At 33.2% G+C, this 16,191-nt stretch carries 10 protein-coding genes; 7 read left to right on the top strand and 3 right to left on the bottom strand.

Features of this window, described 5'->3' with window-relative positions:
- Positions 1-126 precede the first annotated feature (126 nt).
- The gene (locus D1817_00685; GenBank protein AXT18433.1) at positions 127-1,464 is read left to right on the top strand and encodes a cytochrome-c peroxidase; all 1,338 of its coding nucleotides are present in this window, start codon (positions 127-129) and stop codon (positions 1,462-1,464) included.
- A gap of 40 nt (positions 1,465-1,504) precedes the next feature.
- Here the strand turns inward: D1817_00685 and D1817_00680 are convergent, their stop codons facing one another.
- A complete protein-coding gene (locus D1817_00680; GenBank protein ID AXT18432.1) occupies positions 1,505-2,797 on the bottom strand; it encodes an aminopeptidase P family protein in 1,293 nt (430 codons plus the stop codon).
- A gap of 144 nt (positions 2,798-2,941) precedes the next feature.
- On the opposite strand from D1817_00680, the gene D1817_00675 reads away from it, so the two are divergent.
- Positions 2,942-6,109: a glycosyl hydrolase gene (locus D1817_00675; protein AXT18431.1), complete on the top strand. Its 3,168-nt coding sequence runs from the start codon at positions 2,942-2,944 to the stop codon at positions 6,107-6,109.
- A 96-nt stretch (positions 6,110-6,205) separates the two neighbouring features.
- Here the strand turns inward: D1817_00675 and D1817_00670 are convergent, their stop codons facing one another.
- The gene (locus tag D1817_00670) at positions 6,206-6,613 is read right to left on the bottom strand and encodes a hypothetical protein (protein AXT18430.1); all 408 of its coding nucleotides are present in this window, start codon (positions 6,611-6,613) and stop codon (positions 6,206-6,208) included.
- A 221-nt stretch (positions 6,614-6,834) separates the two neighbouring features.
- On the opposite strand from D1817_00670, the gene D1817_00665 reads away from it, so the two are divergent.
- A complete protein-coding gene (locus D1817_00665) occupies positions 6,835-7,515 on the top strand; it encodes a CPBP family intramembrane metalloprotease (GenBank protein AXT18429.1) in 681 nt (226 codons plus the stop codon).
- A 145-nt stretch (positions 7,516-7,660) separates the two neighbouring features.
- Here the strand turns inward: D1817_00665 and D1817_00660 are convergent, their stop codons facing one another.
- Positions 7,661-8,815: a PDZ domain-containing protein gene (locus tag D1817_00660; protein AXT18428.1), complete on the bottom strand. Its 1,155-nt coding sequence runs from the start codon at positions 8,813-8,815 to the stop codon at positions 7,661-7,663.
- A 304-nt stretch (positions 8,816-9,119) separates the two neighbouring features.
- Here D1817_00660 and D1817_00655 point away from each other — a divergent pair, with 304 nt between their 5' ends.
- The 4 genes from D1817_00655 to D1817_00640 all read left to right on the top strand — a co-directional run bounded on the left by D1817_00655 (position 9,120) and on the right by D1817_00640 (position 16,185).
- Positions 9,120-11,948, top strand: coding sequence for a glycosyl hydrolase (locus D1817_00655; GenBank protein ID AXT18427.1), 2,829 nt, complete (start codon positions 9,120-9,122; stop codon positions 11,946-11,948).
- A 132-nt stretch (positions 11,949-12,080) separates the two neighbouring features.
- Positions 12,081-13,316 carry a hypothetical protein gene (locus tag D1817_00650; protein AXT18426.1) on the top strand — a complete coding sequence of 412 codons (1,236 nt, stop codon included), beginning with the start codon at positions 12,081-12,083 and terminating at the stop codon, positions 13,314-13,316.
- Between the two features lie 171 nt (positions 13,317-13,487).
- Complete coding sequence (locus tag D1817_00645) at positions 13,488-14,159, top strand: succinate dehydrogenase (protein ID AXT18425.1); 672 nt, start codon at positions 13,488-13,490, stop codon at positions 14,157-14,159.
- Positions 14,160-14,172: 13 nt separating this feature from the next.
- The gene (locus tag D1817_00640; GenBank protein ID AXT18424.1) at positions 14,173-16,185 is read left to right on the top strand and encodes a fumarate reductase/succinate dehydrogenase flavoprotein subunit; all 2,013 of its coding nucleotides are present in this window, start codon (positions 14,173-14,175) and stop codon (positions 16,183-16,185) included.
- Positions 16,186-16,191 lie beyond the last annotated feature (6 nt).

The following is a 16,191-nucleotide window of genomic DNA, read 5'->3' as shown; positions in this document are numbered from 1 at the left end:
AAATTTAATTATTCATGGTAAATGGTCTTATTTTTTATTAATTACATCGTAAAATGTCTTGTTTATTGAAAAATAAATTCATAAAGCTTTACCTTTATTACGCTATTAACCAACAGTTAAAGATTTATGAGAAAGTTTTTATTAGGATTCCTGATCCTAGGAATCTTTACATCTTGTGTTTATGATGATTATACTCCAGTGGTAGGTTTAGATGCGGAACTAACAGAAGTACTTAATACTGTTTCTAATGGGCAAGGCTTGTCTTATTTTGTTTTACCTGATAGTGATGATTTTTCGAGCATACCGCAAGACCCATTAAATCCAATTACGGAAGAGAAGGTTGCATTAGGTAAACTATTGTTACATGAAACAGCTTTAGGAAGTGAACCTAAAACTAGCGGTATGGAATACCAATATGTTTGCGCTTCTTGTCACCCGGTAGCGGGAGGATTTAAGCCAGGTAGGAGACAAGGTATAGGAGAAGGTGGTATGGGCTTTGGAAATGGTGGAGAAGGAAGAATCATTAATCCAAATGTCCCATTAGACTCTGTCGATATCCAGGCAGTTAGACCTCCAGCTTTATTAAATCTGGCATATCAAGATGTAATGTTATGGAATGGTCAATTTGGTGGAACTGGTACTAATGCCGGAACTGAAGCTAGCTGGGGAGAAATACCTATAAATTTCCTTGGATTTCAAGGGATCGAAGTTCAGGCAATAGAAAGTCAAGGGACTCACAGATTGGTAATTGATGAGAATTTTGTAGACACATTTGGATATAGAGCTATGTTTGATGCTGCTTTTCCTGATGTTGATGAGCACGAAAGATATACAGCAGAAACAGGAGGTTTGGCAATAGCAGCTTTTAACAGAACACTATTAGCTAATAAAGCACCTTGGCAAGATTACCTTAAGGGAGATGTTAATGCACTTAGTGATACAGAGAAAAAAGGAGCTCTTGTGTTTTTTGGTAATGGTAGATGTTTTGAATGTCATACAGGCCCTGCTTTAAAAGATAAAGGTTTTTATGCATTTGGAATGGGAGATTTTGATGTTTCAGGAGAAACAGTAGTGCTTGATGCTATTAATTTTGATGAGGTAAAAAAAGGAAGAGGAGCCTTTACAAATAAGTCAGAGGACGATTATAAATTTAAAACACCTACACTCTATAATTTGGTAGATGGTAATTTTTTTGGACACGGAGGCACTTTTACTTCAATAAGAGATGTTATAGTCTATAAAAATAACGGAGTGCCTCAAAATAGTGATGTACCTACTAATAACCTAGCATCCCAATTTGGAAGATTTAATTTAACAGAACAAGAGATAGATGATTTAACTGCTTTTATAGAAAACAGTTTAAGAGACCCAGATCTTATCCGGTATGTTCCAGATGCAGTTAATTCAGGGTATTGTTTTCCTAATAACGACCCTCAATCACAAATCGATTTAGATTGTAATTAAATAATGAGATAAATTGCAGAGTTAAAGAGGTAGAAGGTTTTTAAGAATTCATTAAATCTTCTATCTCTTCTGCTTCAATAGGAATATTTCGCATTAAATTAAAAGGCTCTCCTTGTTTTTGAATAACGACATCATCTTCTAAACGAATACCAAAACCTTCCTCAGGAATATAAATTCCAGGCTCTACAGTAAACACCATATTATCTTGCATGGGCTCAGTTAAAATACCATAATCATGAGTGTCTAATCCCATATGGTGAGAAGTTCCGTGCATAAAATATTTTTTGTATGCTGGCCAATCTGGGTTCTCATTTTGTACATCTACTTTATCTAATAGGCCTAATCCTAACAATTCTGAAGTCATTAATTTACCTACTTCAATATGGTAATCGGCCCAAATTGTTCCTGGAACTAATAATTTGGTTGCTGCATTTTTTACACGATTCACAGCGTTATAAACTTCTTTTTGTCTTTTAGAAAAACGTCCTGAAACAGGAATTGTACGAGACATATCTGACGAATAATTTGCATACTCAGCACCAACATCTAGTAGTATTAAATCCCCAGTTTTACATTGTCCGTTATTTTCAATATAATGTAATACATTGGCATTATTGCCAGAAGCGATAATTGGAGTATAAGCGAATTTTTTAGAGCGATTTCGTAAAAACTCATGCATAAACTCGGCTTCAATTTCGTATTCCCAAACATCAGGTTTTACAAAATTTAAAATACGACGAAACCCTTTTTCAGTAATATCACAAGCTTTTTGAATTAATTCTAATTCCGATGGCTCTTTTACAGAGCGCAAACGCTGTAAAATAGGATTGCTTTTTGCAACACGATGTGCGGGGTATTTATCTTTTAACCATTTTGTAAAACGATCTTCTCGAGTTTCAGTTTCTACAGATGCTCTGTAATGTTCATTAGTATTAATATAAACCGTTTCGCATTGCGACATAATTTCAAATAATACTTTTTCTAAATCCTGTAACCAATATACCGTTTTAATACCAGCAGTTTTTAAAGCAGTTTCTTTAGTAAGTTTTTCACCTTCCCAAACTGCAATGAGATCATTGGTTTCTTTTAAAAATAAAATCTCACGATGTTTTTCTTGAGGTGCGTCAGGAAAAAGTACTAAAACACTTTCCTCTTGATCAACACCACTTAAATAAAATATATCACGATGCTGCTCAAAAGGCATGGTACTATCTGCACTTATAGGGTAAATATCATTGGAGTTAAATATCGCGATGGAATTAGGTTGCATTTGAGCTGTAAACTTTTTGCGATTTTTAATAAATAATGCATTATCGATAGGATGATATTTCATGAGTTTTAATTTTAAATACGGAAACAAATCTAAGAAATCTGATAAGAAGAATGTAGAAATCATTCTTAAAATGAAATCATTATTAATAGTTATATTTGAGATTCTTGATTGTCATAATCCACTCGTTTATCAAATGATTATATAATGAAACACAAACTATTTTTTCTATTCTTATGCATAGGGTTACTTTTTTCTGAAACCCTTTTTTCACAAGTTGATAGTAACATTTTTAAAAACCTAAACTTCAGATTTATTGGGCCTGAAGGCAATCGTGCTATTGCTATTGCTGGTGTTCCGGGAGATCCAATGATAAATTATATTGGCGCAGCTTCAGGTGGATTATGGAAAACAACAGATGGAGGCGTATCGTGGAGTTCTATTTTTGACGATCAAGACGTCTCTTCCATAGGATCTATAGCTATCGCACCTAGTAACCCAGATATTGTTTGGGTAGGTACTGGCGAAACATTTTTAATTCGCCCGGCACATGCTATGGGAGATGGAATTTACAAATCTGAAGATGCAGGAAAGACCTGGGCACGAATGGGACTGGAAAAAACAGGTCGTATTGGCCGTGTTATAGTACATCCAACAAATCCTAAAATTGTTTATGCTGCTGCTTTAGGGCATGGGCATGGTCCACAACAAGATAGAGGTATATATAAAACTACAGATGCTGGGAAAAACTGGAAACGCATTTTGTTTATAGACGAAAATACAGGCGCATCAGATATTGCAATAGATCCTAAAAACCCTGATCGTCTTTTAGTAGGCATGTGGTCTTTACATATTAATACTTGGGGACTTAATAGTGGTGGCTCTGGAGGTGGTATTTACCGATCTCGAGATGGTGGAGAAACATGGGATAATATGTCTACAAAAGGACTCCCTGGAGGGGAAGACCATCCAGTTGGAAAAACAGCAGTAGCGATAGCAGCATCAAGCCCAAATATTATTTATGCGCTTTTTGAAATTGATAGCCCAGCGTTATATCGTTCAGAAGATTTTGGAGAAACGTGGACCTTAATGACCCGTAATCACGATATTAATGAGCGTGCACCCTATTACACACGTATGGCAGTATCACCAAATAATCCTGACGAAATTTACTTTTTAAATGTAAAGTTTATCGTGTCCAAAGATGGTGGGAAAACAATTAAAGGGAATTATAGCGCAGGAGGTGATAATCACGATATGTGGATAGATCCAACCAACCCAGATCGTATGATGGTTGCTCACGATGGCTGTGCTAGTATTAGTTTAAATCACGGAAAAACCTACCAACGTGTCGTATTGCCCATTGCACAAATGTATCACGTAGCTACAGATACTCAAATCCCTTATAATGTATATGGTAATCGACAAGATGGTTACTCATATAGAGGTCCAAGCAATAGTTTACAGGGCTATATTCCGTTGGGATTATGGGAAGGAGTTGGAGGTTGCGAAAGCGGCTTTGCACAACCAGATCCGTTTGATAATAATATTGTTTGGTCAGGCTGTTACGATGGCGGTTTAGAGCGTTATGATGCACGAACAGGTCATGCACAAGACATTCGTGTATGGCCAGAGGCAGGCTATGGGTGGGCGCCGGAAGATTTAAAATACCGATGGTATTGGAGTTTTCCGTTAGCATTTTCACCACATGTAAAACATCGTGTGTATGTGGGAAGCCAATATGTACATAAAACTGACGATGATGGTAAGAGCTGGCAAGCGATTAGCCCAGACCTGACACTTAATAATAAAGCACACCAACAAAGCTCTGGAGGGATTGCAACAGATAATTTAATGACTTTTGATGCTTCAGTTCTTATTTCTATTCAAGAATCTAAGTTAGAAGCAGGATTAATCTGGACAGGAAGTAACGATGGTCAAGTACACATAACAAGAGATTATGGTGAAAACTGGGAGAATGTTACTAAAAATATCAAGAACCTTCCAGAATTTGGAAAGATCTCCAATATAGAAATTTCACGGTATAAAAAAGGAACAGCTTACATTACGGTAGATTTAAACCAGATGGGAGATTTTAACCCTTATGCTTATAAAACAAGTGATTATGGGCAAACATGGAAAATGATCAGTCATACGGTTCCTAAATCTGTACATAGCTATGCACATGTCATTAAAGAAGACCCTAAAAAAGAAGGGCTTTTATATTTAGGAGTAGATAATGGCTTGTATATAAGTCATGACGATGGTAGTAACTGGATGCGATTAAGAAATAATTTGCCACCATCACCAGTATATTGGTTAGATGTTCAAGAGCAGTTTGATGATTTGGTAATAGGTACCTATGGACGTGGCTACTATATTCTAGACAATATTGCTCCAATTAGAGATTATGTGGCCGAAGCAAAAAACAAGAAAGTACATTTATTCGGATTACGCCCAGCCTATCGTTTTCATGATAAGCAAGCGATAAAAACAGATGGACCAAGTTTAAGTTCAGGAACTAATCCTGCTTATGGAGCGGATATTAATTATTTTTTAAAAGACTCTACTGATGCTAAGGTAGAGATCCAAATATTATCTGGTAATGATGAGGTAATTCGTACTCTAAAAGGTTCAGGAAAACAAGGTATTAACCGTGTCATGTGGGATTTACGATATGAACCTACCTATAAACCACGATTACGAAGCACACCACCAGGGCGCCCTTGGGTACAATTAAATGGTGAAGGTTGGAGACCATTAGTCACTTGGGATTTAGATCTGTTTAGAGGGCAGTTAGGGCCAAAAGCAATTCCAGATAATTATAAAGTGAAATTGATAATCAATAATAAAGAATACATACAAGAAGTAACGGTTTTAAAAGATCCGAATTCTACAGGAACCCTTGAAGATATTAAAACTCAGGTTGATTTTTCTTTAGAATTACGTGACGCAATGAATTTAGCCGTAAATATGATCAACACTATTGAAGTGATTCGTAGTGAGCTCACAGAAACATTACCTAAATTAAAGAAAACACAAGATATTGCAAAAGCAAAACAACTCTTATCACAGGCAGAATCTATTGCCAGTGCATTATACGATATTCATTTAACGGGAGCTCGAGAAGATGCGTTTAGATCCCCTATGAAACTTTATGGTCGTTTAAGTGCTTTGGCAAGTGATATTACTGGCCATGGTATAGACTTTAAACCTACAGAGCAACAACGAGAAGTATACACTATTTTTGATAAACGCTTAAAAAATGCAAGTCAGCGTTTTGAAATTTTTATAGATGATGAGGTTGAAAAACTTAACAAACAGTTAAAAAAGAGTAGACTAAAAATTGTGTTAGATAAAAAGATAAAATCTTAAAAAGAACTTAAGCTCATTAGAGCGTTCTTAATTACATAAAAAACAAACAGTAAACTTTTGTGAGAAAGATTGCTATGAGTGTGATTGGTTGAGGAATTACTGTTTAATTAACACGTATCTATAAATACCTACATTATTTCTAATTTTTGACATTATTAATTCATTATCGTTTAGTGTAAAACTATACTCTTCATTTAAAATTAAATTCCAATCAAAATTTGCAGTCCAAAAATTGATATCACTAAATTCAATTGTAGAATTTGTCATCTCATAAGTTCCACTTCCTCCTGCTGGGAAATAATCCATACTATTAGAGCTACTATAACTATTGTTACTATTAAAACTCACAGTGACTGGGTTTGAAAAAACATCACCGTTTGAATATTCAACTGTAAACGTCCCTGCAAAATCTCCATTGGGGATGCTTTCTAGTGAATTATCATCATCATTACTACAGCCTGTAAAAATTAAAAATCCAAGTAAAAATAAAATTGTTGATTTCATGGTAATTAAGCTTTTTGTTAACGAGTAATTGAAATAACACACCATCAAAAAATATTCCAATCAAACCTTTCATATCACTAATTTAAGTAAAAGTAAGAATGTTAGTGTGTTAGTAACTACATAAAAAACAAAATAGCAACCATATAAAAAAATATTAAAATTGACTGTAACCTGTTTTTAAAACAAGCTGTCTTATTGTAAATTTTATACAAGAAAGTTACATGAAATTAAAACTATACAATGCTTTAACAAAGCCATATATTGTTATACTAGTTATGCTTTTTGCACCATTATTAGGTTATTTTGATAGAAACTACAGTTTCTTTTTCGGATTGGGTTTTGTAGCACTGATTCTTTGGTCAAGCAATTACAATTGGTCTTTATTCGGATTCACAAAAAAGCTAACTAAAAAAACAATTCTAAAAAGTGTGTTGTTAACAGTATTCCTTATATTGTTTGATAATACTGTTGGAACTATAGTTCAAAACTATTTAGGAGACCCCAATCTATCTTCTATAGATGTTAAAGGCGATACACTGAATTATATAATTATCCTTATAGTTGTATGGACACTTGTTGCATTTGGGGAAGAATTTCTATTTAAAGGGTACTATTTTAAATGGCTAGCTAATTTTTTAGGGAACACAAAAAAAGCATGGTTATTAGCTGGTATAATCTCTTCCATATATTTTGGAGCATCTCATTATTATCAGGGAATTTCTGGAATGATTACCATTTCAATCATTACTATGTTTACAAGCTTTGTTTTCTATAAGAATAGAAATAACTTATGTGTTCTTATTTTAATGCATGGGCTACATGATACTTGGGGGTTAACTTTTTTGTATTTAGGAAAACCTAGCCCTGTAAAGCAGTTTTTTGAACAACTATTATTAACATAAAACTTAATTATATCACAACAGTAAACTAAGCTATAATTTGCTTGACTATTTTTTATAATTTTTTATGAAACTATAATCAAAAAAGCACGTCAGTGCGTTTGTGGATACATAAAAAACAAACAGCAAAAGATTGCTGTGATTGGGATTAATTAATAAACCTTTCCAATAATATTTCAAAAGTTTTGATACTACCATCTTCTCTTTTTACTTTGAGTGTTATTGGCTTTCCTTCTTGTTGGAAGATGCTTTTAATTTCAGGCAAGTATTTTTTATCATACTCATCAATACTTAATATTTCATCCCCTTTTAAAATGCCCGCTATAAATGCAGGAGATTTTTTTATAACATCTTCAACAAAAATTTGCTCCCCTTTTTTTCTCATAGAGATACCAATATAGTTATGTTTAAAATCTCGATTGATGGAAGAGTTAGGTTTTAAGTAAATAGCATTGTTGTTATAATCTAGAATGATCTGAAAACGATCGATAACCTCCATACCTAAAATACCAGCTAGACTTTTACTAGATAAAGTACCATATTTAGATTGAGATAACCTGATAGGAATATCACTAAATGTATTGCCATTAAATTTAATATTTCTCGTGTAACCAATAAAGTTTTTAGATGTTCTTTCAGCTAAGCCTGATGATATTACAGCATAAGTTTTACCTATATTTTTAACTAATTTATGCTTTTTTGCAAATGGACTTGCTATAACTAATGTAGAAGCTGAAGCACCAGTGTCAAAAAGAAAATTGCCTTCAATATTGTCTCCATTTTTTAAAGTAAATTCTACAGGAATTACTGGTTTAGATGTGTAAAATCTAATACGATTTTTGGAATAAGTACTTAGCTCGGGAATATTTTTAATTTTCTCATAAAGCTTTAAGTTCTTAGTTTCAAAATCTATATGAGTAATGAACTTAGATATAATATCATTACCAATTATTCCATCAATTATTCTTCCTGATCGCTCTTTAAGATGATCTAAATCTAAAATAATGAGTAACGCATCCAAAGATAAGCCATTAAAATTCAAATTTTGATTATTAGCGATGCTGTAACTCACATTATTAATCTTATTAGAACCCTTAGATTGAATATTAAGTTTTTTAGCAACAGATTTATCAATAACAGAAATACCTGCACCAGTATCAAAGACAAACTTGAATTTTTCTGAACTATCATTAATACTTGCTTCTACATAGATCCAATCATTTTTTTCAAAAGGAATAGTGTGTTTTTGAGAAAAACCAGATTGCTGAAAAAGAATTAAAAAAACAATAAAGAATTTCCTCATTTTATGATTTTTATTGAAAGATAACAATAATGAAATTAAAAAAGTCTAATTCAACTTATCTCAAAACTTAAGGTTTGCAAAAAAAATGAAGGTTCTTTCTTTTTAAAAAGAAAGAACCAAACTAAAAAGCAACCATTATAGACTGCTTGATTGTTTTGATAATGATGTGTAATTAATTTCTAAAAGCACCAGTTTACTATATTACTCAAATAATAAGTTTTTATAAAACAGCACATTTTTTAATCATAATTTTGTGGCCTTGCGAAGTTTAAGTAATTTTCGAATCTTTTTAAAAATCTATTTTATGCAACGTATTAAATTACTCCTATTCTTTACCCTTCTTTTTAGTTTTAACAATTATGCACAATCGTCTGCTGAGAGCGTTCAAAATGCTTTACAACAAAAAGAAGCATTACTTAAAGAGTCTATTGTTAAAAATGTACCGTTTACAAATATAGGTCCAAGTGTAATGAGTGGTCGTGTTGTTGATGTAGATGTAAACCCTGATAATACTACTGAGTTTTATGTGGCCTATGCTTCTGGAGGCTTATGGTATACCAATAATAATGGAACAACCTATATACCAGTTACAGATAATGCACCAACTCAAAACATGGGTGATATTGCTATAGACTGGACAAGTGGGACGATTTGGATCGGTACAGGAGAAAGTAACTCATCACGATCATCATATTCTGGTATTGGAGTTTTAAAAAGTACAGATAAAGGAAAAACGTGGAATAATGTTGGTTTAACAGATTCACAACATATAGGACGAATTATTATTAATAAAAATAATCCTAATGAAGTGGTTGTTGGTGTGATCGGACATTTGTATTCATCAAACAAAGAACGAGGTGTTTTTAAAACAACCGATGGGGGTAAAACCTGGAAGAACACACTTTTTATAGATGAAAATACAGGGGTGATAGATATGAGTGTATCACCAAATAACCCAAATATAATTTACGCAGCAAGCTGGGAACGTGACAGAAAAGCTTGGAATTTTAATGGTGATGGTGCAAATTCTGCAATTTATAAAACTACTGATGGAGGTTCTAATTGGGTAAAACTCACAGAAAAAAATAATGGCTTCCCAACAGGAAGTGATGTAGGGCGTATAGGCTTGGCGACATACAATGATAATGTAATCTACGCGTTTTTAGATAATCAGTTTAGACGTCCAGTTGAGCCTTCTAATACTCCTGATGGATTAAAGAAAGATGCTTTTAAAACGATGTCTAAGGCTGAGTTGTTAGAACTAGATGATAAAGCATTAAACACATATTTAAGATCTAATCGCTTTCCCCGAAAATATTCTGCTAAAAATGTGAAGAGATTGATTAGAAAAGGAGAAGCCCAACCTAAAGATTTGGCAACTTATTTAGAAAACCCCAATGCAGTTGTATTTGATTCTCCTGTTATTGGAGCCGAAGTATACAAATCTGTAAATGGAGGAAAAACATGGAAGAAAACACATAAAGGTTATTTGGATGGTGTATATAGTTCTTATGGCTATTATTTTGGAATTATAGCTGTAAATACAGCTAATGAGAAGAAAATTTATATAGGAGGCGTACCATTATTAAAATCTGATAATGGAGGTAAAACTTTTACATCTATAAGTAAAGAAAATGTACATTCAGATCATCAATCTATCTGGGTGAACCCTAATTTAGAAGGTCATGTTATTAATGGAAACGACGGAGGGATAAATATTACTTACGATGATGGAAAAAATTGGTTAAAAAGCAACCAACCTGCGGTAGGGCAATTTTATTATATTAATGTAGATAATCAAAAACCGTATAATGTTTTTGGTGGATTACAAGATAATGGTGTATGGTATGGCCCAAGTAATTATGTGGCTTCAAAACGTTGGAATAGCTCTGGGAACTACCCGTACAAAAGTATTGGAGGAGGAGATGGTATGCAAGTACAGATCGATAATCGTGATAATAACATTGTTTATGGAGGCTCACAATTTGGATTTTACTACCGGGTTAATTTAGAAACCGGAGAGCGTATATTTATTAACCCACGTCACGAGTTAGGAGATTCGCCTTATCGTTATAATTGGTTAACACCAATTTTGTTATCGCCACATAATCAAGATATTTTATACATGGGAGCAAATAAATTATTACGCTCTTTAGACCAGGGAGAAACCTTTACAGCAATTTCTGGAGACTTAACAACAGGCGGCAAAAAAGGGAATGTGCCTTACGGAACCTTAACTACAATTTCTGAGAGTCCTTTTAAATTTGGAAAAATTTATGTTGGTAGTGATGACGGGTATATCCATTTAACAGAAAATGGAGGAGGAAATTGGTCTAAAATTTCTAATGGCTTACCTCAAGGGTTATGGGTATCTCGTGTGATAGCATCTCAACATAATAAGAATAGAGTGTATACAACACTTAATGGGTATAGAAATGATGATTTTAAAACATATGTATATGTAAGTGAAAATAATGGAACTACTTGGACTCCTATTGCTAACAATATTCCAAACTCTCCTGTAAACGTAATAAAAGAAGATCCTGAAGATGAGAATATTTTATACCTAGGAACAGATAATGGAGTTTATGTGACTTTTGATAAAGGAAATCGCTGGGAAGCATTCTCTAAAGGATTAACTAATGTAGCTGTACACGATTTAGTCGTTCAAGAAGAAGCCAAAGATCTTTTAGTAGGAACACACGGGCGCTCAATTTATAAAGCGAATATCTCAGAATTACAGCAATATAATGCTGTAAGTGACAAATCTATTACAATATTTGAAACACCTTCATTAAGAGTATCACCAAGATGGGGAGTATCAAGAAACCAATACTCTAATGCCTTTGAGCCATCGATGACTTTTAGTTATTATGCAAGCGCATCAGGAAAGCAAAAAATAAAGATTCTATCTGAAAAGGGAATCATATTAAATACATTTGAAACTACTTCAGATAGAGGGTTTAATTATTTTGATTTTAATCTTACCATTACTGAATCAAGAAAAAAATCCCTTCAAAAAGAAAAAGCATCATTAAAAATAAACAAATCTCAAAATGGAAAGATTTATTTACCTAAGGGAGAATATCAAATTCAGATTGGAGATGAGAAAAAAACATTTGAACTTAAGTAAGCCTAAGATTACATTCTTTAGAATTAATATAAATAGAAGTGCTTTCTGTTAAATTAAACTAAATCTGTAAATAAGTCGTTTGCCTATAGGCTAGATTAGCTTCATCTTATCATATCAAAAAACGACTTAATTATGACAAAGTATGTCTTTGCTTTTTTTATACTATGTATTTCGTTTAATGCATTTTCACAAGAGAATACAGGAGATTTACGAATATTTATAGATTGCGATCGATGCGACAACGAATACTTGAGGCAAAACCTAGGTAACGTTCAGTTTGTTAGAGATCAAAATTTAGCTCAAGTTCATTTATTTTTTACTACACAACGTAATGGTAGCGGTGGTACTGAATTTGTTATTGATTTTATAGGTAAAGAAACTTTTACGGACCTTAAAGATCAATTGAGCTTTAATACCGATGCTACAATGACCAATGATGAGATTAGAAATTTAACGCTAAGGTATATAAAATTAGGACTTGTACGATACTGGGTTAAAGCTGGAAAAATTGAAGATGTTACTATTAATGTTAAGAATGAAGTTAACACCGAAGAAGAGAAAGAAGAAGTTGATGATCCATGGAACTATTGGGTGTTTAGACTTGGTGCTAATGGATTTTTTAATGGGCAAGAAACCAACAGATCAAGTAATGTAAATTTAAATGTCTCAGCAAGACGAGTGACCGAAAAAAATAAGTTATTTATTCGAGCAAGCTTTAATGAAAACAGATCTGTTTTTACTTTTGATGGAGAAGATATTATAAATACAAACAACTCTAAGTTTTTTGGAATTAATGATGCTATAAGCATAAGTCAACATTGGTCTATAGGTGCATTTGCAAATGTAAGAGCCTCTACATTTTCTAATATTGATTTATCATGGAATTTTAGACCTGCTATAGAATATAATTTCTTTAAGTACTCAGAATCAGCCAAAAAACAGTTAACCTTATCGTATAGAAATGGAATTAGATTTAATGATTATGAAGAATTGACTGTTTTTGGAGAAACATCCGAATATTTATGGGAACATGAAATTTCCCTTGGAGCAAGTGTAAATCAGAAATGGGGAAATATTTCAGGAGAAGCTTCTTTCGAACAATTTTTACAGGACCTTACTTTAAACGAATTATCTTTTAGATTAAATGCAAGTGTGCGTCTTTTTAAAGGATTTAATTTTAATGTTGGTGGGAGTTATAGTATTACGCGTAATTTAATAAACTTAGCTGCTGGAGATGTAACTTTAGAAGAACTTTTACTACAGCAACAGCAATTACAGTCAGGATTTGATTACTTTGTAAGTGTTGGGTTTAGTTATACATTTGGATCCATATACAATACTATAGTTAATCCGAGGTTTGGATTTTAAAAATACAAAGCATAGTTTAAATTGAGGAGAGTATCTGAAAGATTTAAAGTTTAAAAACGACTTCTTATTCAGGAGCATTCTAAATAATTACATTTTAAGCTTTACAGTTGCTTAAAATAATAAAGTAGAGTACTTTTGTTTAATTCATTCTTTTAACTAACTTCAAAATAAATGAGCGGATTTTTTAAATCTTCGATAGGAAGAAAGATAGCAATGGCGCTTTCTGCTTTTTTCCTGATGTTTTTCTTACTTCAACACTTTGCAATTAATATTTTATCAGTTTTTAGCCCGGATGTTTTTAACGAAATATCACATTTTATGGGCACTAATCCTGTAGTACAATTTGCCTTACAACCTGTATTAATTTTTGCAATTGTATTCCATTTTGTAATGGGCACCATTTTAGAGCTTAAAAACAGAAAAGCATTAGGTGTTAGTTATGTAAAAAATAATGGCGCTGCAAACTCAAGTTGGATGTCTAGAAATATGATCTGGAGCGGATTAATGATTTTGGCATTTTTAATACTGCACTTTATCGATTTCTGGATCCCAGAAATTAATACAAAATATATACTAGGTGATTTATCTGGATTACATAATGGAGAATTTAGATATTATGAGGAATTACATCATAAATTTGAAAGCCCGCTTAGGGTAGGAGCTTATGTAGTTGCTTTTATCTTATTAATGCTACATTTATTACACGGATTTACTTCTGCATTCCAATCTATGGGGGCTACAGCAGGACGTAAAAAAAGAATGCAACAAATAGGTAGGGCATATTCTATAATTATTCCTTTAGGATTTATTTTTATTGCATTATATCATCACCTTAACCATTAATCTTACTATAAGTATGGCTTTAAATTCAAAAGTACCAAAAGGTCCAATTAAAGATAAATGGACAGATTATAAAAATCATATAGATTTAGTAAACCCAGCAAACAAGCGTAATATAGATATTATTGTTGTAGGTACTGGGTTGGCAGGAGGTTCTGCCTGTGCAACTTTAGCAGAATTAGGATATAATGTAAAAGCATTTGCTTATCAAGATTCTCCAAGGCGAGCACACTCTATTGCTGCACAAGGAGGAATTAATGCAGCAAAAAACTACCAGGGTGATGGCGATTCAACATATCGTTTATTTTACGATACTGTAAAAGGAGGAGACTATCGTTCTCGTGAAGCAAACGTATATCGTTTAGCTGAAGTATCTGCAAATATTATTGATCAATGTGTAGCTCAAGGAGTTCCTTTTGCACGTGATTATGGAGGGTTGTTAGATAACCGTTCGTTTGGTGGTGTACTGGTATCGCGTACATTTTATGCTAAAGGACAAACAGGACAGCAATTATTACTTGGCGCATACTCAGCAATGAATCGTCAGATAGCACGTGGTAAAATTGAAATGTTTAACCGTCACGAAATGCTAGATGTTGTAAAAGTAGATGGAAAAGCACGTGGTATTATTGCTCGTAATTTAATTACAGGAGAAATTGAACGTCATTCTGCTCATGCAGTAGTGATTGCATCTGGAGGTTATGGGAATGTATATTTCTTGTCAACTAACGCAATGGGATCTAATGCGACAGCAGCATGGAAAATTCATAAAAAAGGAGCATATTTTGCAAACCCATGTTATACTCAAATTCATCCGACATGTATTCCACGTTCGGGAGATTATCAATCTAAATTAACGCTAATGTCTGAATCATTGCGTAATGATGGTCGTATTTGGGTGCCTAAAAATATGGATGATGTGAAGGCGATTAGAGAAGGACGTAAGAAACCAACCGATTTATCTGAAGATGAAAGAGATTATTACTTAGAGCGTCGTTATCCTGCATTTGGTAATTTAGTGCCTCGAGATGTAGCATCAAGAGCAGCGAAAGAGCGTTGTGACGCAGGTTACGGTGTGAATGCTACTGGAGAAGCGGTATATTTAGATTTTAAATCTGCAATAGAACGTTATGGTAGAGAACAGGCAAAAATTCATGGAATTGATAACCCTTCTGAAGCAAAAATATACGAATTAGGTCAAGCTATCGTAGAAGAAAAGTATGGTAACTTGTTTCAGATGTACGAAAAAATTGTAGATCAAAACCCTTATAAGACACCAATGATGATCTACCCTGCAACACACTATACAATGGGAGGTGTTTGGGTTGATTATAATTTAATGACAACAGTAGATGGTTTATACTGTATTGGAGAAGCTAATTTCTCTGATCATGGTGCAAATCGTTTAGGTGCTTCTGCATTAATGCAAGGTTTAGCCGATGGTTATTTTGTATTACCTTATACAATTGGAGATTATTTATCAGGGGATATTCGTACAGGTAAAATACCAACAGATACAAAAGAATTTGATGAAGCTGAAAATGAAGTTAAAAGTCGAATTGATTTCTTTATAAATAATAAAGGAGAGCATTCAGTAGATTATTACCACAAGAAATTAGGAAAAATTATGTGGGAGAAATGTGGAATGTCTCGTAATGAGAAAGGATTAAAAGAAGCAATGTCTGAAATTAAAGAATTGCGTGAAGATTTTTGGAAAAATGTAACAGTTCCTGGAAATGCAGATGAAATGAATCCTGAATTAGAAAAAGCAGGACGTGTTGCAGATTTCTTAGAGTTAGGTGAGTTATTTGCTAAAGATGCACTAGAACGTAACGAATCTTGTGGAGGACACTTTAGAGAAGAATCTGTAGAGTTAGATGGAGAACAAAAAGGTGAAGCAAAACGTAATGATAAAGACTTTGCTTTTGTATCGGCTTGGGAATATAAAGGAGAACCTGCCGATGCCGTTTTACATAAAGAAGAATTAGAATTTAATGATATCGAACTAAAACAACGTTCATACAAATAATAAAGA

The organism is Flavobacteriaceae bacterium, assembly GCA_003443635.1.
Classification (GTDB): Bacteria; Bacteroidota; Bacteroidia; order Flavobacteriales; family Flavobacteriaceae; genus AU392.
The sequence above is the reverse complement of the archived record's forward strand: the minus strand, read 5'-3'. Positions and strand labels throughout refer to the sequence as shown.

Bases quoted from the DNA above. Each gene is read 5' to 3' on its own strand.
- D1817_00640 (AXT18424.1), top strand. From the start codon at position 14,173: ATGGCTTTAAATTCAAAAGTACCAAAAGGTCCAATTAAAGATAAATGG.
- D1817_00680 (AXT18432.1), bottom strand. From the start codon at position 2,797: ATGAAATATCATCCTATCGATAATGCATTATTTATTAAAAATCGCAAA.
- D1817_00685 (AXT18433.1), top strand. From the start codon at position 127: ATGAGAAAGTTTTTATTAGGATTCCTGATCCTAGGAATCTTTACATCT.
- D1817_00660 (AXT18428.1), bottom strand. From the start codon at position 8,815: ATGAGGAAATTCTTTATTGTTTTTTTAATTCTTTTTCAGCAATCTGGT.
- D1817_00675 (AXT18431.1), top strand. From the start codon at position 2,942: ATGAAACACAAACTATTTTTTCTATTCTTATGCATAGGGTTACTTTTT.
- D1817_00650 (AXT18426.1), top strand. From the start codon at position 12,081: ATGACAAAGTATGTCTTTGCTTTTTTTATACTATGTATTTCGTTTAAT.
- D1817_00655 (AXT18427.1), top strand. From the start codon at position 9,120: ATGCAACGTATTAAATTACTCCTATTCTTTACCCTTCTTTTTAGTTTT.
- D1817_00670 (AXT18430.1), bottom strand. From the start codon at position 6,613: ATGAAATCAACAATTTTATTTTTACTTGGATTTTTAATTTTTACAGGC.
- D1817_00665 (AXT18429.1), top strand. From the start codon at position 6,835: ATGAAATTAAAACTATACAATGCTTTAACAAAGCCATATATTGTTATA.
- D1817_00645 (AXT18425.1), top strand. From the start codon at position 13,488: ATGAGCGGATTTTTTAAATCTTCGATAGGAAGAAAGATAGCAATGGCG.